Annotated in this window: 20 protein-coding genes; 13 read left to right on the forward strand and 7 right to left on the reverse strand. The window is 36.7% G+C overall.

Annotated features, from left to right (window positions below):
* Positions 1-142: 142 nt before the first annotated feature.
* The 11 genes from sbcB to QQK09_RS13980 all read left to right on the forward strand — a co-directional run bounded on the left by sbcB (position 143) and on the right by QQK09_RS13980 (position 11559).
* On the forward strand, positions 143-1585 hold the full coding sequence (sbcB, locus tag QQK09_RS13930; protein WP_284204759.1) for an exodeoxyribonuclease I: 1443 nt from the start codon (positions 143-145) through the stop codon (positions 1583-1585).
* Between the two features lie 59 nt (positions 1586-1644).
* Positions 1645-2211 (forward strand): hypothetical protein, encoded by a 567-nt coding sequence (locus tag QQK09_RS13935; RefSeq protein WP_284204760.1) that lies wholly within the window; start codon positions 1645-1647, stop codon positions 2209-2211.
* 120 nt (positions 2212-2331) lie between these two features.
* A complete protein-coding gene (gene cysK, locus QQK09_RS13940; protein WP_284204761.1) occupies positions 2332-3297 on the forward strand; it encodes a cysteine synthase A in 966 nt (321 codons plus the stop codon).
* Between the two features lie 438 nt (positions 3298-3735).
* Positions 3736-3993, forward strand: coding sequence for an HPr family phosphocarrier protein (locus QQK09_RS13945; RefSeq protein WP_101082110.1), 258 nt, complete (start codon positions 3736-3738; stop codon positions 3991-3993).
* A gap of 40 nt (positions 3994-4033) precedes the next feature.
* The gene (gene ptsI, locus QQK09_RS13950) at positions 4034-5755 is read left to right on the forward strand and encodes a phosphoenolpyruvate-protein phosphotransferase PtsI (protein WP_284204762.1); all 1722 of its coding nucleotides are present in this window, start codon (positions 4034-4036) and stop codon (positions 5753-5755) included.
* An 83-nt stretch (positions 5756-5838) separates the two neighbouring features.
* Complete coding sequence (gene crr / locus QQK09_RS13955; RefSeq protein ID WP_284204763.1) at positions 5839-6348, forward strand: PTS glucose transporter subunit IIA; 510 nt, start codon at positions 5839-5841, stop codon at positions 6346-6348.
* Positions 6349-6484: 136 nt separating this feature from the next.
* A complete protein-coding gene (locus QQK09_RS13960) occupies positions 6485-6832 on the forward strand; it encodes an ArsC family reductase (RefSeq protein WP_284204764.1) in 348 nt (115 codons plus the stop codon).
* Positions 6833-6841: 9 nt separating this feature from the next.
* Positions 6842-7975, forward strand: a complete 1134-nt coding sequence (gene dapE / locus QQK09_RS13965; RefSeq protein WP_284204765.1) for a succinyl-diaminopimelate desuccinylase — start codon at positions 6842-6844, stop codon at positions 7973-7975.
* Positions 7972-8640, forward strand: coding sequence for a M15 family metallopeptidase (locus tag QQK09_RS13970; RefSeq protein WP_284204766.1), 669 nt, complete (start codon positions 7972-7974; stop codon positions 8638-8640). Before dapE ends, QQK09_RS13970 begins: the two co-directional genes overlap by 4 nt.
* Before the next feature lie 25 nt (positions 8641-8665).
* A complete protein-coding gene (locus QQK09_RS13975; protein WP_284204767.1) occupies positions 8666-9046 on the forward strand; it encodes a PilZ domain-containing protein in 381 nt (126 codons plus the stop codon).
* Between the two features lie 176 nt (positions 9047-9222).
* Positions 9223-11559: a PilZ domain-containing protein gene (locus QQK09_RS13980; RefSeq protein WP_284204768.1), complete on the forward strand. Its 2337-nt coding sequence runs from the start codon at positions 9223-9225 to the stop codon at positions 11557-11559.
* A gap of 60 nt (positions 11560-11619) precedes the next feature.
* Here QQK09_RS13980 and serB read toward each other — a convergent pair whose 3' ends face one another.
* Entirely contained in the window at positions 11620-12663 is a 1044-nt protein-coding gene (gene serB, locus QQK09_RS13985; protein WP_284204769.1) for a phosphoserine phosphatase SerB, read from the reverse strand.
* Positions 12664-12778: 115 nt separating this feature from the next.
* Here serB and QQK09_RS13990 point away from each other — a divergent pair, with 115 nt between their 5' ends.
* Positions 12779-13402, forward strand: a complete 624-nt coding sequence (locus QQK09_RS13990; RefSeq protein ID WP_284204770.1) for an AhpA/YtjB family protein — start codon at positions 12779-12781, stop codon at positions 13400-13402.
* A gap of 83 nt (positions 13403-13485) precedes the next feature.
* On the opposite strand, the gene QQK09_RS13995 is transcribed toward QQK09_RS13990, so the two are convergent.
* Entirely contained in the window at positions 13486-13830 is a 345-nt protein-coding gene (locus QQK09_RS13995) for a YggL 50S ribosome-binding family protein (RefSeq protein WP_284204771.1), read from the reverse strand.
* A gap of 373 nt (positions 13831-14203) precedes the next feature.
* Between QQK09_RS13995 and QQK09_RS14000 the strand changes: the two genes are divergently transcribed.
* Positions 14204-15160, forward strand: a complete 957-nt coding sequence (locus QQK09_RS14000) for a trypsin-like serine peptidase (protein WP_284204772.1) — start codon at positions 14204-14206, stop codon at positions 15158-15160.
* A gap of 18 nt (positions 15161-15178) precedes the next feature.
* Here QQK09_RS14000 and QQK09_RS14005 read toward each other — a convergent pair whose 3' ends face one another.
* Genes QQK09_RS14005 through moaD form a run of 5 tightly spaced genes read right to left on the reverse strand, consistent with a single transcriptional unit; the run spans position 15179 to position 18382 of the window.
* On the reverse strand, positions 15179-16252 hold the full coding sequence (locus QQK09_RS14005; RefSeq protein WP_284204773.1) for a molybdenum ABC transporter ATP-binding protein: 1074 nt from the start codon (positions 16250-16252) through the stop codon (positions 15179-15181).
* Positions 16242-16955 carry a molybdate ABC transporter permease subunit gene (modB, locus tag QQK09_RS14010; protein ID WP_284204774.1) on the reverse strand — a complete coding sequence of 238 codons (714 nt, stop codon included), beginning with the start codon at positions 16953-16955 and terminating at the stop codon, positions 16242-16244. Before modB ends, QQK09_RS14005 begins: the two co-directional genes overlap by 11 nt.
* Positions 16956-17684: a molybdate ABC transporter substrate-binding protein gene (gene modA / locus QQK09_RS14015; protein ID WP_284204775.1), complete on the reverse strand. Its 729-nt coding sequence runs from the start codon at positions 17682-17684 to the stop codon at positions 16956-16958. It lies immediately after the preceding gene.
* Positions 17681-18133 carry a molybdopterin synthase catalytic subunit MoaE gene (gene moaE, locus QQK09_RS14020; RefSeq protein ID WP_284204776.1) on the reverse strand — a complete coding sequence of 151 codons (453 nt, stop codon included), beginning with the start codon at positions 18131-18133 and terminating at the stop codon, positions 17681-17683. Before moaE ends, modA begins: the two co-directional genes overlap by 4 nt.
* The gene (moaD, locus tag QQK09_RS14025) at positions 18134-18382 is read right to left on the reverse strand and encodes a molybdopterin converting factor subunit 1 (RefSeq protein WP_284204777.1); all 249 of its coding nucleotides are present in this window, start codon (positions 18380-18382) and stop codon (positions 18134-18136) included.
* Positions 18383-18388: the final 6 nt, after the last annotated feature.

The raw sequence follows: 18388 nt of genomic DNA on the forward strand, positions 1-18388 counted from the left end.
CTTTTAAGCGAACACTTGGTCTCATCGCCTCAACATAAACAAAGATCAAAAGTGGTACTAAGATTACAGATGACATAGAATGAATAGTTCTAAAAATCACAATAAATCAATAACAAAGCCATAAATGGGACTTAAGCAGCAAATGAACATAAATGATAATACGATACAGCAACCCACTTTATACTGGCACGATTATGAAACTTTTGGTTTGAACCCAGGGACTGATCGCCCTTCTCAATTTGCAGGTATCCGAACCGATGTTGATTTAAACCCTGTTGCTGATGCAAATGAGTGGTATTGCCGCATTCCAAGTGACTATTTACCAGAACCGGTAGCCTGTCTTATTACTGGCATAACACCTCAGCAGACATTACAACACGGTTTAACTGAAAATGAATTTATTACCAAGATTAATCAGCAATTTAGTCAGGCTGATACCTGCGTAGTAGGTTATAACAATATCCGTTTTGATGATGAAGTGACCCGTTTTACCCTATATCGAAATTTTTTAGACCCTTACCAACGTGAATGGAAAAATGGTTGCTCTCGCTGGGATATCATTGACCTAGTCCGTGCTTGTTACGCGCTACGACCTGAAGGTATCAACTGGCCCATTGATGAAAATGATGTACCTTCGTTTCGTTTAGAATTGCTGACTGCAGAAAATGGATTGGCACACGATCAAGCACATGATGCAATGAGCGATGTTTATGCTACGATTGCCATCGCGAAATTAATAAAACAAAAACAACCTAAGTTATTTGATTACTGCTTCAACCTTCGTCATAAAAACAATGTAATCAACACATTAAAAATGGGATCATTCACACCGTTAATTCATGTGTCAGGTATGTTTCCAGCATTGCAAGGTTGTATCTCTTATGTATTACCTATTGCTAGCCACCCGACAAATAAAAATGCAGTAATTGTTGTTGATCTTAATAAAGATATTACCAGCCTTGAAACCTTAACCGTTGAAGAGATCCGCCATTATCTTTATACGCCATCGGCGGATCTACCCGAAGGTATAACTCGACCGGCCATTAAACTATTACATATCAACAAGTGCCCTATTGTGGCACCGGCAAAAACATTAACAGAGCAAAGAGCAGACGAGTTAGGAATAGATAGAGTGCAATGTCGACAATCTCTTGAGTTTATAAAAGCACACCAGACATTGGCGGATAAATTACGTTTAGTGTTTTCTGAAGAGCGTATTTTTGAACAGAAACAGAGTGCTGAGGAGATGCTATACAGTGGAGGCTTCTTTTCTCATAAAGACAAAGCTCAAATAAATCAGATAGCTGAAAGCCCGTTTGAAGACTTAGCTAACATGAACTACGACTTTGAAGACAGTCGTCTGGAACGTTTGTTATGGCATTATCGAGCGCGTAATGGCGAACAATTTTTATCTATAGATGAACAACAAAAATGGCAAAGAGAATGTGAAGTCTATTTATTGGAGCATCAACAGAGTTACATTGAAAAAATAGATGCTTTAGCATTAGAACATCAACATAGCCCTGAAAAAATTGAACTTTTGCAACAGTTGCATCATTATTTGCATTTCTTAACCTACAAATAAGTATTATTTAATGTATAGTTTGAAATAGTTTTTTAAACGTTATTAACAGGGAGGGAATAATGAAACCAGCTACAATATTAAAAATTAGCGCATTTATTGCGTTCTCTCCTGTGGCTTTCTGTGCAATAGAAGAAGTACCAAGTAATAGCTTACAAGTTGAATATAAAAAATCGAATGAGCAGTCATCTAATCTATTAAGTTTAGAGACTGTTTATCAAATCCCTAGCAGCACCTACCAATATCTCGATGAAATTTTCACCTCTTTTTATAATAAACTTACCTTTAATACAACTATCGCCGATAGTACCTTTGAAAATAATTCACATTATGAACTGATAGCAATACCTCTTATTGCTGAAAATGCAAAAGGGTTACAGATTGAGTTATTTGGTAATTTCTCAGATCCTGCCACACAACGTTTAAGCAATATTTCTAACGATCAGGCGATGTCAAATTACTACTCAAATACAGAATTGTTAGATATCTATGAAAGTTCATTGTCAATCGGCGCAGGTATTAGCTTTAATGCCAGTGACGATACGAAAATAAAAGTGATTATCTCTAATAATAGTATGCCTGGTTACGGCAGTAGTAATGCATTACTTGGATTTGAAACCAGTTTTTAACCTGCCAGTTCACCTTATCACTAAATTCCATATCCTATAACCAAATTATATTTCCTCCTTCTCGATACTTCAGCTATGCTGTTTTCATCAACTAACTAACAGTAAATAAAGGGAAGTATAATGTCTAAAATTTTTAGTGATAATTCACAAACAATCGGTCACACACCACTTGTGCGCTTAAATAATGTAACGACAGGTAACGTATTCGCAAAAGTTGAAAGTCGCAACCCTAGTTTTAGTGTTAAGTGTCGAATCGGTGCAAACATGATTTGGGAAGCTGAAAAAAATGGAACATTAACCAAGGATGTTGAGCTAGTAGAGGCAACAAGTGGTAATACTGGTATTGCATTAGCGTTTGTTGCATCAGCACGTGGTTACAAAATTACATTAACGATGCCAAATACAATGAGTATTGAGCGTCGTAAATTATTAAAAGCATTAGGCGCTAACTTAGTATTAACAGATGGCGCTCTTGGCATGAAAGGCGCTATCAACAAAGCTGAAGAATTAGCGGCAGCTGAGCCTGGTAAATACTTAGTATTACGTCAATTTGAAAACCCAGCAAATCCACAAATTCATGAAAAAACAACAGGCCCAGAAATTTGGAATGATACTGATGGTGAAATTGATGTATTTGTAGCCGGTGTTGGTACCGGTGGAACAATTTCTGGTGTAACTCGTTATATCAAAGAAACACAAGGTAAAGCAATTGTAAGTGTTGCTGTTGAGCCAACCGATTCTCCGGTTATCTCGCAAACACTAGCGGGTGAAGATGTGAAACCAGGGCCTCATAAAATTCAAGGCATTGGTGCGGGATTCATTCCTAAGAACTTAGATATCTCTCTAATTGATCGTGCAGAGCAAGTAAGTAATGATGACGCTATCGAAATGGCACGCCGTTTAATGGAAGAGGAAGGGATTTTAGCAGGTATATCTTCTGGTGCAGCGGTAGTTGCGGCGGCGAGATTAGCAGCTGAACCTGAATTTAAAGACAAAAATATTGTGGTTATTTTACCAAGCTCTGGTGAACGTTATCTTTCTACCGCTCTTTTTGCTGGTGTTTTTGAAGGTGAAACGTTCGCATAATATGCCAACGTAGCAAGTTCAAAAAATATAATATATAAAAAGACACTTACGTGTCTTTTTTATTAACTACACTATCACAATCAAATGTATGAAAATCAAGCGAACACTGCATTTTATACTAATATATACCTCTTATTTAGTAAAAATCGGTTGACCATCTCGTACTATTTAAGGATTATCTAGCCACGACATTATTGTTGTAATATGTATCAACGAGATTTAGTTAACATTTTATTTCGTAATAATATGACTTGTCGCAGAAAACTTGACCTAGATTAAATTCATTTTTATATTTATTGGTTACTTTACTGCAGACAGTTTTATATCTGGTTATTACAGTTTATTTTAAAAACAGTAATAGCTATATATCTTGTTATTACCGTTAATTTAAAAAAAACGTAATGACGATATTTTTTCCATAATAATCAAGGTGTTTCCATGTATCAAAAAACAGTAACAATCACAGCTCCAAACGGCCTTCACACACGTCCAGCAGCTCAGTTTGTAAAAGAAGCAAAATCATTTGCATCTGATATTTCTGTAGAAGTTGGTGGTAAATCTGCAAGTGCAAAAAGCTTATTTAAGCTACAAACTTTAGGTTTAACACAAGGTACATCGGTTAACATCAAGGCTGAAGGCGCTGACGAACAAAAAGCAGTTGATACTTTAGTTGCATTAATGGCAACACTTGTATAACTCATACTTTTTTTAGTTCGATTTTTTATAAGGATAATTTATGATATCTGGCATTCTAGCATCACCTGGCATTACATTCGCTAAAGCACTGTTATTACAGGAAGATGAAATCTCTCTCAACACGGATAAAGTTGAAGATATAAATTTGGAAATCTCACGTTTCCTTGATGGTCGCGCGAAAGCGTCAGCTCAACTAGAAGTGGTAAAACAAAAAGCACTAGAAACATTCGGTGAAGAGAAAGAAGCAATCTTTGAGGGGCATATAATGCTACTTGAAGATGAAGAGCTAGAAGAAGATATCGTAGCTTTCATCAAAAAAAATAACTGTTCAGCAGACTTTGCAATCAACAATATTGTTGAAGAAAATGCAACAATGCTGCAAGAGTTAGATGATCCTTATTTACGTGAACGTGCTTCTGATTTTCGTGACATCGGAAGCCGTTTACTTAAAAATGTATTAGGTATTGATATTGTTAACTTGAGCAATATTGATGAAGAAGTGGTTTTAATCGCAAATGATTTAACACCTTCAGAAACAGCTCAAATCAATCTTGATAAAGTGTTAGGCTTTATTACAGATATTGGTGGTCGTACATCTCATACATCTATCATGGCTCGCTCTTTAGAGATTCCAGCCATTGTTGGTACTAACGATATTACAAAACGTGTAAAAAATGGCGATATGATCATTCTTGATGCGTTAAATAATAAAATTATTATTGACCCAAGCGAAGCAGAACTTGCTGAAGCTAAACAAATTAAAGCAACTTTTATTGCTGAAAAAGAAGAATTAGCAAAATTAAAAGATCTTCCTGCGATGACCCTAGATGGTCACCATGTTGAGGTTTGCTCTAATATCGGTACTGTTAAAGATACTGAAGGTGCAAAACGCAACGGCGCAGAAGGTGTTGGTTTATACCGCACTGAATTTCTATTTATGGACCGTGATCAACTACCTACTGAAGAAGAGCAATTTGTTGCTTATAAAGAAGTAGTTGAAGCAATGGAAGGTAAAGCCTGTATTATTCGTACAATGGATATTGGTGGTGATAAAGATTTACCATACCTTGACCTACCTGAAGAGATGAACCCATTCTTAGGTTGGCGTGCTATCCGTATCTGTTTTGATCGTCCAGAAATCATGAATCCACAACTGCGTGCACTATTACGTGCTTCTGCATTTGGTCCGGTTAGAATCATGTTCCCAATGATTATTTCAGTTGAAGAAATTCGTAAGCTGAAAGAGATCTTAACAACACTTAAAGCTGAATTAACTGCTGAAGGGCATACTTTTGACCCTGCCGTTGAGATTGGTGTAATGATTGAAACACCTGCAGCAGCCGCTATTGCGCATCACCTTATTAAAGAAGTTGAATTCTTTAGTATTGGTACAAATGACTTAACACAATACACACTGGCAGTTGACCGTGGTAATGAGTTAATCTCAGATCTATACAACCCAATGACACCTTCTGTATTAAGTATCATCAAAACAGTGATTGATGCTTCACATGCAGCAGGCAAATGGACAGGTATGTGTGGTGAACTTGCAGGTGATGAACGTGCAACGTTATTGCTATTAGGTATGGGCTTAGATGAGTTCTCAATGAGTGCTATTTCTATCCCAACGGTTAAGAAAATTATCCGTAATACAAACTTCTCTGATGTGAAAGCATTAGCAGATAAAGCACTATCAGTAGCAACTGCTGCTGAAATTGAAGCCCTGGTAACAGAATTTAATAAGACCAAAGGCATTAACTAATTTTAAAAACGGATCTATACTAGTTAACACTATGATCCGTTAGTAATTTAATAATAATAATATTTATAATTTGGAGTTAAACCATGGGTTTTTTCGATTCGCTAAAAAAAGCAGTTTCAGGTAACACACAATCAGACAACACTATTGATATCATTGCACCAATTTCAGGTGAAATCGTAGCAATTGAAGATGTGCCTGATGTTGTATTTGCAGAGAAAATTGTTGGTGACGGTATTGCAATCCGTCCAACAGGTAACAAAATGGTTGCACCTTGTGACGGTGAAATTGGTAAAATTTTTGAAACTAACCACGCTTTCTCATTAGAGTCTGACAGTGGTATCGAACTTTTTGTTCATTTCGGTATTGATACTGTTGAACTAAAAGGTGAAGGTTTCACTCGTATCGCGCAAGAAGGCCAAAAAGTTAAAATGGGCGATACTATCATTGAGTTCGATCTAGAATTCTTAAAAGAAAAAGCAAAATCAATCTTAACGCCTGTTGTAATTTCAAACATGGACGAGATTAAAGAGCTACAAAAAATGTCAGGTAACGTTGAAGTTGCAACTGATGCAGTACTTAAAATCATTAAATAGACCTATCTTCGAGCTGATTAAATTTCAGCCAGAGTATTAATATTTATTGAAAGTATTTAAAAAGAGTCACTAAGGTGGCTCTTTTTGTTTTTGTATCTTCTGTTACAATTGTTTTCATTTTAATGGACAAACAGTTGTGACGACTCTATATGGAATACCAAACTGCGACACAGTCAAAAAAGCACAAAAATGGCTAACGCAAAATAACATCTCTTATACTTTCCACGATTACCGTAAAGATGGCTTAGATGAACAGTTATTAACCTCTTTTCTGGTTAATTTATCATGGCTAGATCTTCTTAATAAACGTAGCACTAGCTATCGTGCACTGACTTCTCAACAAAAAGAAAACCTCGATGAAAGCAATGTGATTGCGCTATTTATTGAGTTCCCTACTCTTATTAAACGCCCTTTATTGATCAATGAAGATAAGACTATTTTAGGCTTTAAAGCCGAATCATACCAAGCATTTTTTAGCGCTTAAGGAACTAGCATGTCAGACTCTCCAGTATTAGGATTATTAAAAGATTTAATAAGCCGTCCATCGATAACGCCCTTTGATGCAGGTTGTCAACCGCTACTCATTGAACGTTTAGAAAAGCTAGGCTTTACTTGTGAAGTGATGGAATTTGAGGATACGCTAAACCTCTGGGCACGCCGAGGAACAGAAAAGCCACTATTTTGTTTTGCAGGTCATACGGATGTCGTGCCAACAGGGCCCGAACACCTTTGGAAGTGCCCTCCTTTTGAACCGACTGTAATTGATGGCTACCTATATGGTCGTGGTGCAGCGGATATGAAGGGTGGTTTAGCAGCATTTATGATTGGTTTAGAACAGTTTATTGCAGAACATCAAGATCATCATGGCTCTATTGCACTTTTAATCACCAGCGATGAAGAAGGACCTTTTATCAATGGCACAACGCGTGTTATTGATACGCTTGAAGCACGTAATGAAAAAATTGACTACTGTATTGTTGGAGAACCTTCAAGTACTGATCATGTGGGTGACACTATAAAAAATGGGCGTAGAGGCTCGTTAACGGCAGATTTAACAGTAAAAGGTGTGCAAGGTCATGTTGCATACCCACATCTTGTTAAAAACCCTATTCATGGCTGTATGGCTGCATTAGCTGAATTAACAGAAACTCAGTGGGACAGTGGTAATGAATACTTTCCCCCGACTAGCTTTCAAATAACTAATTTTAATTCTGGTACCGGTGCGAGTAATGTTGTGCCTGCTAATGCGCATATTCAATGTAACTGGCGTTACTCTACTGAGTTAACAGCGGCGCAGATAACTGCAGCCTTTGAAGAAACGTTAAAAAACCATGATGTAGATTACGATGTACAATGGATTTACAACGGTTCCCCTTTTATTACTCAACCTGGTTCATTAACCAATGCTGTTAGTTTAGCAATTAAAGAGGTCACTGGTTTAACAACAGAGTTATCAACGAGTGGTGGCACTTCAGATGCACGTTTTATTGCGCCAACCGGTGCACAGGTCGTTGAAGTAGGCCCGAGTAACAAAACAATCCATAAAATTAATGAAAGTGTCAATATTGCCGATTTAGAGTCGTTAGTGGATATTTATCAAGTGACATTACAAAAATTATTAACATGAAATTAACCGAACTAACGGGTCAAGTTGAAACACATTTGACCCGATTAAATAAACACACTTTGATTCATCAAGGTGTGCTCTCCCCTTTTATTGCACTCCAAGGCGCTGCAAGTGAAGCTGGCTTTGATCTACAAATTGCCAGTGGTTTTCGTAGTTTTGAACGACAACAATTAATTTGGAATAATAAGTATTCAGGAAAAACCACGTTGCTTAATAAAGAGGAATTTCCTATTAGCTTCTCCTCTCTTTCTGAATTAGAAAGGTTACTTGCTATTCTTCACTGGTCGGCTTTACCGGGCGCAAGCCGCCATCACTGGGGAACAGATTTCGATATTTACGATCCAAGTCTGTTACCAAAAGACAAGCAACTGCAACTCACTTGTGATGAATATCAGGAGGGAGGTTATTTTTTCAAACTCAACCAATGGCTGTCTGACAATATGCACAGATATGGTTTTTATCGCCCCTATCAGGTTTATCAGGGGGGGGTAGCTGCAGAGCCTTGGCACATTAGTTATCAACCTATTGCAGACCATTGCTTGCAGCAATTAACGATCACTTGTATTCGCAATACCTTATTAAAAAACAATATTTTAGGTAAGCACCTCATTTTTCAACATTTACCTATGATATATGAACAATATATCTGTAATATTAACAGCTAAATTAACTGTAATGGGGAATAAGCATATGGTAGAAAGACGACGTTTTTCACGTGTGATCTTTTCTGGTCACTGCTCATTAAGTGAAGAGATTGCTGGAGAAATTGAAATATTTGAAACTGAAATAATCGATATTTCTTTAAATGGTGCATTAGTTCGCCGCCCTGAAGAGTGGCATGATGAACCCGACATCATGATTAATCTAAATTTAACCCTTTCAGGGTCTGAAATTATTTTAGAAATCAATGGTGTTGTGTGTCATCAAGCGGAAGGTTTACTTGGTATTAAATTTTTAACACTGAGCCTAGAGAGCCTTTCACACTTAAGGCGCTTGATTGAGTTAAACCTTGCAGATGAAGATTTAATGAACCGAGAAATATCACAACTTATTAACCTATCCGAAAGTTAAAATATCAAACCAAGTAGCAATAACTCAGAAGTTTAGAAGCTTGAATTCGCTTCTGAGGGTTTGAATAAAATTTAAGTATTGTGTAATCTTGTTGACCCTGTATAAAAGACTAAAGATTTGTTCGTAGAAGCAGATATATTTAGCTAGATAAACAACAACTGGATGTATACCTCGCCATGGATTTAAAGGCTTATCAATCACAAATAAGAGAACTTATCCCTCTTCGTCAAGAGTCAGATTTTGAAGAATTACTCGATAACATTTTATTTGGCGAAAGCACTAGCAACAAATTCCTCATCAAAATGGAACTCAATCGCCTAGCGACCCCCTGTCAGCGCATTTTAGATCTTCGAGATAAAGTCACCGATACTTGTAACTTATTTGAGCAAGATACAATAAAGCATTACTTAACTAAACCGACAATTCAAGTATTAAGAAATAATATAGATCTTTATGGCTCTTACACAGTAGGTGTATTTGAAGCGGTACTTGATCATGTTGCGCTGCAGAAAGAGAGGCAACAAAAACAGCAACAAAGCAAGCTTATTACCCCTGAAAAAAAAGAGCAATGTGAGCAGTTAGCGCTTTCCAAAAAAAACAAACGTGGTGCAGCACGGATGTATTACGTTTCCGAAATAACAGCAATCAGTTCAGATGGTCAAGTATTTCAAGGGCAAACGTCTGATATCTCCTCAACAGGAATTAAAATAAAGCTTAAAGATGATATCTTCCTAGGTGAAGGAACTTTAATCGATGTCACCTTTATCGGATTAACCCTTGAATATAATGACAGTGCACTTAAAAGACCGATAAGTTGTAATCTCATTAAACAAGAATATGATAATGGTCGTTATTTGTATCTAAATTTTGATGGTGAGCATAAGAAATTTAGTGTGTTTATTAGCGAATTTATTCGCCTCAATCAATACAAATACAAAATTGATGTTCATTATTATTATCAATTAGCAAAGATAAGTGCATTGAAACATGCTTATTTAGGAAGAATGAGTAGCCTGCCAATCTTTCTTGATGCCAATACTCCTTCACCTTTTATTTTTGCACTGGAAAATAATGATAATAAACAACTGCTCTTAGAGTGGCTCAGAGATGGCAATAATCACCTCGCTTTTTTATTTAATGAGTTACGCTTTTTTAAACTGATTAAACAACTGAAACAGCAGCAAAGTACAACAGTTTACTCCTTTGTTCATATTGCAAATGATAAGCAATATTTTCTCTGTGCAACGGAAGAGGAGTTACTTGAGCAAGGGCTTAAAGCTCTGTTTATTCAGACCGGTTCAGTTAAACCAAGTTGGCGAGTAAACCGATTAACATTATCTCCATATACCTATCAGGCAGCAAATGATTACGATATAACAGAGTCTACGCCCGCTCTTTTTACTCAAATAACACATATCGCAACGCTGCATCCACTCACGCAAGCAACGACATTTGATTTAGAAGATGCACTAAAGAACAAGGGCACGACTCCATTAAATCAATTTGTACATCACTCAGGAAAGAACACTCTTCCAGCGACTACATTTTCTCTGTTTTCTTCAGAGCTACGCAAAGAGGAACGTTATCAATACCAGAGTGCGATTACCATTTCTGATCAAGATAACCATTATACCGGGCAGATTGTCGATTTTTCGTGTTCAGGGCTAAAAGTAAAATTGACTCAAATAGGTTCATTTTCAATTGCAACGCAACTGACCATTAATTTAATTGAGCTGCAAAAATTATCCACAACCTTCTCATTATCAAAATTACGCTATAAAGTAGTGCGAACCAGTGCCAATAACCTATTACATTTACAAGTATGTGACCAACAAACATTGGATATATGCCAACAATTTTTTTCAATTTTAATCAGAAATAATGCTAAACACTTTACGTGCCAGCCTCTTCTAGAGAAAAAGCAACCTTTACAAAAACAACTGATTGAAATTGCTGAAGAGTCTTTTAATAATGCCGTATTTTTTGTTAGCAGAGTAGCATCTCGTCCAGTGATCTGTTTTTCAGCTATCGATATTCCTGATCATCCTCTACACACTCTTTTTTCGCTCAACAGCGATAATAATCAAGAACTTAATTATTATCCTATTGCAAATAATCACGTCTATGAACGTCTCGTGATTGAACCCTTTAAAGAAAACACTGAAAATAGATTATTGAAACATGCAATTATCTATATCAGAGCGATCAAATATGGCAGAAATAAGTGGAAAATAGCGAGTTTTCTTGAAGAAGATTTCAATACAGAACAAGAGAAATTAACTTTTATAGAAGAGAGTGAATTAAACGCTAACTTTTACGCGTTACAGTTTCGCCTGAAACGGCTACCTAAAATAGACCTCAATTGTATTAGCTCTGAAATGCGTGCTATTTCGCGGTTTGCGATACACCTAACTAAGAAACTAGAAGATGAGCTATTAGCTGTCGAAGGGATGATTGAGATAAGTGACATAACCCCTGATGTGATTAATGCCCTGAATAAAAGTAAACGTTGATTTTAAATAAGCCAAACAAGAGGATAAAACACTTGAATTGGCTTATCTGTTATTAATAAGTTAAGACCAGCGAGCGCAGTTATTGACACTCAAAATAGCCAACGCCCCTTCTAAATCAAGATGATTTAATGAAACAGCTGCTTTTTCCTGAACAATAGGTTTAGCGTGAATCGCAATACCCATCGCAGAAGCTGCCATCATGACCAAGTCATTAGCGCCATCACCAATAGCAACCGTTTGTGACATCTCAATTTGGTATTTATCGGCAAGTTCATTTAACGTTCGCGCTTTAATATCTGCATTAACTATCTCACCAACGACCTTACCCGTTAAGTGCTGGCCTTGAATCTCTAAACTATTTGCAATCGTAAAATCAAAGCCATGATCTTGTTTAAGGCGATCGGCAAAATAATTAAAGCCACCTGATGCGATAGCAACCTTCCAACCTACACTTTTTAACCCTGTGATTAACGTTTCTAATCCTGGCATCAAAGGCATATTATCAGCCACCTCTTTTAAAACAGAAACCGGCATATTTTCGAGTTTACTAACACGTGTACGCAAACTTTCATTAAAATCTAGCTTACCTTGCATTGCTAATGCCGTAACTGCTGATACCTGCTCACCAACACCATGTAAACGCGCAATTTCATCAATACACTCTATTTGAATTGTTGTTGAGTCCATATCCATTAACACTAAGCCGGGTTTAGACCAGTTTGGAAATTTTTCCATTAAAGCAAAATCTAATTGGTTATGCTGAGCAAACAATTCTAACGTAGCTTTTAATGACGCTGGGAAAGCGTTTAATGCCAAGCGAATGCTATTAACACCAGCAATAATTTGTGGTGAAAATATCAATACTGAATCGACACTTTGATTATTTAGCAAAGTTAATAAATCGAATAGTTGTTCTGTGGTGAATGTTTTCCCCATCACAATTAACTCTGCTTTTTTAATAAAACAGTTATCATCCACTTGTGTTAATTGTCCATTTTCGAATAACAGATGATTAATAATAGTAACATCATGTTTTAATTCATCTCTCCATTCAATTAATGGCTGAGCTTTTGAAGGAATTTGCAGTTTTTGTATCGTTTTCACAGTAATATACCTATCATTTATATTGAGATGAGCCTCATCCAATGAAGCACAAACAACAATAACGATTGCCCTGAACGATTACAAGTGAATTACTAGCGATTCAAAGGAATATTCAATGAAGACCAAAATGTATTATGGATTACGATTTATACAAATTACAGGATTACTAGCGGTAACCATTATTATTCTTATACAGTTAAATCAATTACGTGTTATCTCAAATGAAGTGCGCTATCAGCAGACTGAGAAATTTTCATCCTCACTCACTAATTTGGCAGCAGCTGAAGCATCGCGATATTTTACCAATAAAAAAGAGCAAGATTTACAACTGCTGATAAATGAATTGAGCAATGATCCCATGGTGCGTGATGCCACTATTTATGACCATTTAGGGAAAATACTTTACCAATCCGCTGATCCACTATCTTTACCCGTTTTGCTTAAAATAGAACAATCACCTGCGCATAATATAACCGGCGTTATTCCTTATATTGCGGAATTATATAATGATAATAAAAAAATTGGATACATCAGAATATCGCTCGAACAAGATCATATATTAAGAATTATTTTTAACTATCAGCAACAAAATTTAGAAACCCTTTTATTGCTGTTGTCGCTGTCTTTCCTTGCAGGGATTATTATCATGGCGCTCTTTTTTAAAAGAGCAGAAGCGTGGTATAGGCGGCTTGGGGATCTGATTCCTAACTTAATCGCAGCCAACAAAAAATCACAATAGAGTGTTAAATTTAATAAAAAAGCCAATATCAACACTGATATTGGCTTTTTTATTGTAAAATTTCATGCTTATAAATGAAGCTTTTAAATGCCGTAATACGCATCAGAAAGTTCAGCAACTTGGCATTCAGTAATAAACTGATGCTCTGCTAACCAAGCTTCAAAGGCTTGACGATCTTCTTCTGTTGCGCTGACATAACGACCATAGCTACTGATATAAATAACAAAGTTTTGAGCACCACCAGCACCGCCCATGATCAAATTACGTGATTCAACAAACTCAACAAAATCAGTAAAAAAAGCATCAAATATTTTTTCATCAATTTCTGAAAATTTGAAAGATACTTCGAAACCTAATACCGCATACTCACCAACATACAATTTTTTATTAAGACGATTACTTCTTTTTACTTGATTGGTTGTTTTCATAAATGCTCCAACATTATTCTTGAAAAAATTTATGCACATTATTTATACCACCCCATTAATTTAGTGTTCAAATGTTACGCAGGAAGAAGTCGTTAGCTCAAAGAGCAAGTCGCTGTATATGGTTGTTCCATTTACAAAGCTTGTTACGTCGAAATAATGTTTTTAAACCAGCAAGATTGAGCAGATAAATAGTGGGCTTGGTATTATTAGCCATAAATCAATTTTAGTTTATTAATTTTGTTTATTTCACATTAGCTTACTCTTTAAATAGCTAATAAACCACCTAGTTATCACAGTAAATCATCAAGGTTATTTACTTTTATATAAAAAACTGCTGTTTGATGTTTGTTCGATTAGAACATATGCTTTTAAAATGAACATTTTTGTTATCGCTCTATCTATTCTTCTACTCTTACCGCGAACATTCGCAGCAACGCCTGCTGACAGTAATATCATCAACTTTAAAAATAGTAACGCTAGTACCCTCAAACACCAACATATGTTGACCAACACCGGTATTTTAGTTGACGATACTAATATTAATAAAAAAACGCTATTAGCAGAGCGCCTACTATCTATCTTTTATAAGAACACAACAAATAGAGATATTTGTGAAGATACCCCCTTTATGAAAGAGGTGGCTATCGGTAGCTGTAGCGGTGTGCTTATTAAACCTAATTTAGTTGCTACTGCGGGACATTGTGTTGATCGGAATATTTTATCTAAAACTTGGTTTTTTAATTATCAATATGGTGAGAACCTATCTTTAAAAAAAGGTTACAAGGTACAGAAAATTATATTTAAAGACTTTGATCTGATAAAGAGTTATTTTTCCGATAAGTTAAAAGTCATCAATCAGCAACGGCAATTAATTGGTGTGCTTCCCCTTCCTGCAGATATTCATGATTACTCTAGTTACCGGGATATTGCATTGCTAGAATTAAGTGAAAGTGTTGTGGGGTATATTCCATTTACTATTAATTTCTCCCCTTTTTTAGCTGGTAGAAAAGCAATATCTGTTGGTCACCCGCTTGGTTTGTCACTCAAACAGAATTCTGTTGGCACATTAAAATCGATGGCTTCACCCCACTATATGACCACAAATATAGAGATATTACAGGGTAACTCTGGCGGGCCATTATTTGATTATGAAACAGGTGATCTCATTGCCATCACAGTCAACCAAGGTCTAAACTCTATTTTTGGATTAAAAAAAGAGTTACGCTGTTATGGCTTTAAAGCAGAAACAGGGAATAAAGAAGATATAGAGTATCTAAGTGGTCATATGACGCTGACACAAGTCAAAAAATATATATTTACCACTAAGTAACAATAAACAAGCAGCCCCTTATGGTAACTCACCAATAATGCTTACCGCTTTAACGTAACTAAACACCACTTGCCCTACTTCTAGTTGCAATTGATGTAATGATTTAATCGTTATTTTCGCCTGTAAGCGCTGCTCCCCTAAAAACAGGGTTAGCAGAATATGACTTGCTGAGATTTGTTCAATTTGTTCTATCGTTGTAGTTAAACAGTTTTGTAAGGAGCTATTCATAAATGGCTGCGTTGCGATGATCACATCCTTACTTTCTACTTTTATCTGCAGAGATTGTTCCTGTCTTGTATTCGCTATTGCTAAATAGATTGCTTGTCCATCAACCTTACCCTGTAACATTGCATTTTGATCGTCCCAGGTTAAGCTATCAACCGTCAATAAAAGCCCTGAGTGTGCATGTTTAGCAAGACTTAGTTTAGGGTCAAGAAATAGACGCAGTGGCTCCCCAATCGCTTCCACACTGCCGTTATTGATTAATAGCATATTGGTTGCTAAATAAAATAACTCTTGCATTGAGTGTGTGATATATAGAATTGGAATCTGCTGTGCAAGTTGCTTAATAAAGGGTAATAATAGTGCTCGACTATGCTTATCAAGAGAAGAAAGCGGCTCATCCATAATCAGTAGTTTAGGAGCCGTTAAAATAGCACGTGCTATCGCAATACGTTGTTTTTGACCACCAGAAAGGGCAATAGACTTTTTATTGAGCAAGTTTTCGAAATCAAGTGCTTTAGCTAGTTGCTTAATCGTATATAAACTATTTTTATGCTTTGCTATTTTTAGATTACCTAACGCATCGAGGTGCGGGAATAGGCGTGGCTCTTGAAATACCATACCCACCCTGCGCTGCTCTGTTTTTAAAAAGTAATTTGTTCCCTGCCACACTTCCCCTGCAAATGAGACATTCCCTGAATAATCATCATCAAGCCCAATCAAAGCACGTACTAATGATGTTTTCCCTGCGCCTGAATCACCAAAAACACCACAAATACCTTGTAGTATTATTGTTCCAGAAAAATCAAAAAGTTTGTCTTTTTTAAGCTGAAACTCAAGCTGTTGCACAGGCACTTTATTAAGCATCATAAAGCCTCTTTTGTCGCTTCTGCAAAACGCCATATATAAACATTAACAACACCATGGAAAAGGCAAGTAACGAGAAAGAGAGGATATGTGCTTGTTCATATTGTAGGGTTTCAACGTGATCAAAAAGTGCAATCGATAATACCTGCGTTTCGCCTGGAATATTACCACCTATCATTAATACCACACCAAATTCACCAATGGTATGTGCAAAGCCTAATGCGCCTGCAATGATGAAGCTGGGCAATGTCATTGGTAACACAACTTTGTAAAATGTTTTACTGCGGCTAAAACCTAATGTTGATGCAACCTCTAAATAGTTTTTATCTAAATTAACAAAAGCACTTTGTAACGGTTGCACCACAAATGGCAAAGAATAGATGATGGACGCGATTAATAAACCTGAAAATGAAAAAGCTAAGCCACTGCCGGTCATCTGTAACCAAAACGCGCCTAAATAGCTGTCTGGTGAAAATGAAAGTAACAGGTAAAAGCCAAGGACAGTCGGAGGTAAAACCAGTGGCAACGCGACTAATGACTCTACAAAAGGTCTAAAAAATCGTTTACTTCGTGCTAGCCACCACGCTAATGGCGGCGATATAATCAATAAAATAAGTGTCGTTAACCCGGCAAGCTTTAACGTTAAATAGATAGCACTTAAATCGAGTTCACTAAGCCATTGAGTAGAAAAAGTATCCACCAGCACTTATAAATACCCCTTAGATCGAATTAATTGAGCAATCGCTTCAGACTGCAAAAAATCAAGAAAGTGTTGAACTTCTGGTTTGTGCTGACTTTTAGTCAGTATTACGCCCTGCTGCAATATTGGTTGATAACTATCAACAGGCAATAAATAATAATTCGTTGCATTATTTTGCAATAATAATGAATGGGCAACAAAACCTGCTTTGATATTGCCCGTATCAATAAATTGATAGGTTTGGCTAATATTATTACCTTGAATATAGGAGAGTTTTGACCACAACTGTAATGATTGCAATGCTTGTTGTGCTGCCAAACCATAAGGAGCAAGTTTAGGGTTAGCGATAGCAACACGGCCTTTAAGATTTAATAAATAGCGTTTATCGATAACAACGTCACTACTAGGCAGCCAAAATGCGAGCGCACCTCGTGCATAGGTAAAACGAGAGTTATCCACCCCTAAAGGTGATTGCTCAATTAACTTAGCACGCTGGCTATCTGCAGATAAAAACAGGTCAAAGGGTGCACCATGACGAATTTGGTTGTACAAAACACCGGTAGATCCGCTGGAAACGAGAATACGTTGCTTCGGTAGTTGCGGGTTTCGCTGTAACTGATACTGCAAGACTATTTCATCAAGGGTGACTTTAAAATTGCTAGCAACGGCTATTTTTAATGAAGCCGTTGCAGGTAATGCAAAAAGGGTCAACAATAAAAAAATGAAATGTTTCACTCAACATTCCATTTATTAAGCGCGAGTTGATCCGTTTCTCGTGCATCAACCCAGTAAGACTTACCGTCAGCATTGGTTTCTTTTTTCCAGAATGGCGCCTCAGTTTTAAGGTAATCCATAATAAATTCACAAGCAGCAAACGCATCACCACGATGCAAACTTGCCACACCAACAAATACAATTTGATCCAGTAATTGTAACTCACCAACACGATGAATCACAGTTGTATCTATAAGTGACCAACGCGACTTTGCTTGTTCAACAATTTCGGTCAGTGCTTTTTCTGTCATTGCAGGATAATGCTCAAGCGTTAATGCTGTTATCTGTTCACCTTGATTAATATCACGTACTAAACCTGTAAAAGTAACCACTGCACCAGTATTGCTCGCTTCACGTAAGCGATCATATTCAACCTGCTGATTAAAATTTTCCGTCTGAACCTTAATCATCTAGCCACCTGTCACAGGAGGAAAGAAAGCCACTTCATCTCCACTTACAAGCGTTGCATTTTTATTACTAATCGTTTGGTTAACGGCTACCATTAACGTGCCTTTTGAGAGCAATTTATCCCAGCCTGTATTCTGCGCTTTTAAATTTTCTAGTAACACTTGAACATTCGGGTTTTGATCGCTGTTTAGCGTTAATTCTGACACGCCCAATTGGTCACGCAGTTGTGCAAAAAAAAGAACTTTAATCATCACTTA

Source organism: Psychromonas marina (assembly GCF_030161115.1).
Taxonomy (GTDB): domain Bacteria; phylum Pseudomonadota; class Gammaproteobacteria; order Enterobacterales; family Psychromonadaceae; genus Psychromonas; species Psychromonas marina.

Excerpts from the sequence above, each read along its gene's own strand:
- ptsI (WP_284204762.1), top strand. The coding sequence starts at position 4,034 with ATGATATCTGGCATTCTAGCATCACCTGGCATTACATTCGCTAAAGCA.
- QQK09_RS13980 (WP_284204768.1), top strand. The coding sequence starts at position 9,223 with ATGGATTTAAAGGCTTATCAATCACAAATAAGAGAACTTATCCCTCTT.
- QQK09_RS13970 (WP_284204766.1), top strand. The coding sequence starts at position 7,972 with ATGAAATTAACCGAACTAACGGGTCAAGTTGAAACACATTTGACCCGA.
- QQK09_RS14005 (WP_284204773.1), bottom strand. The coding sequence starts at position 16,252 with ATGATGCTTAATAAAGTGCCTGTGCAACAGCTTGAGTTTCAGCTTAAA.
- crr (WP_284204763.1), top strand. The coding sequence starts at position 5,839 with ATGGGTTTTTTCGATTCGCTAAAAAAAGCAGTTTCAGGTAACACACAA.
- sbcB (WP_284204759.1), top strand. The coding sequence starts at position 143 with ATGAACATAAATGATAATACGATACAGCAACCCACTTTATACTGGCAC.
- moaD (WP_284204777.1), bottom strand. The coding sequence starts at position 18,382 with ATGATTAAAGTTCTTTTTTTTGCACAACTGCGTGACCAATTGGGCGTG.
- QQK09_RS13975 (WP_284204767.1), top strand. The coding sequence starts at position 8,666 with ATGGTAGAAAGACGACGTTTTTCACGTGTGATCTTTTCTGGTCACTGC.
- QQK09_RS13945 (WP_101082110.1), top strand. The coding sequence starts at position 3,736 with ATGTATCAAAAAACAGTAACAATCACAGCTCCAAACGGCCTTCACACA.
- QQK09_RS13995 (WP_284204771.1), bottom strand. The coding sequence starts at position 13,830 with ATGAAAACAACCAATCAAGTAAAAAGAAGTAATCGTCTTAATAAAAAA.
- QQK09_RS13990 (WP_284204770.1), top strand. The coding sequence starts at position 12,779 with ATGAAGACCAAAATGTATTATGGATTACGATTTATACAAATTACAGGA.
- cysK (WP_284204761.1), top strand. The coding sequence starts at position 2,332 with ATGTCTAAAATTTTTAGTGATAATTCACAAACAATCGGTCACACACCA.
- dapE (WP_284204765.1), top strand. The coding sequence starts at position 6,842 with ATGTCAGACTCTCCAGTATTAGGATTATTAAAAGATTTAATAAGCCGT.
- moaE (WP_284204776.1), bottom strand. The coding sequence starts at position 18,133 with ATGATTAAGGTTCAGACGGAAAATTTTAATCAGCAGGTTGAATATGAT.
- QQK09_RS14000 (WP_284204772.1), top strand. The coding sequence starts at position 14,204 with ATGAACATTTTTGTTATCGCTCTATCTATTCTTCTACTCTTACCGCGA.
- QQK09_RS13935 (WP_284204760.1), top strand. The coding sequence starts at position 1,645 with ATGAAACCAGCTACAATATTAAAAATTAGCGCATTTATTGCGTTCTCT.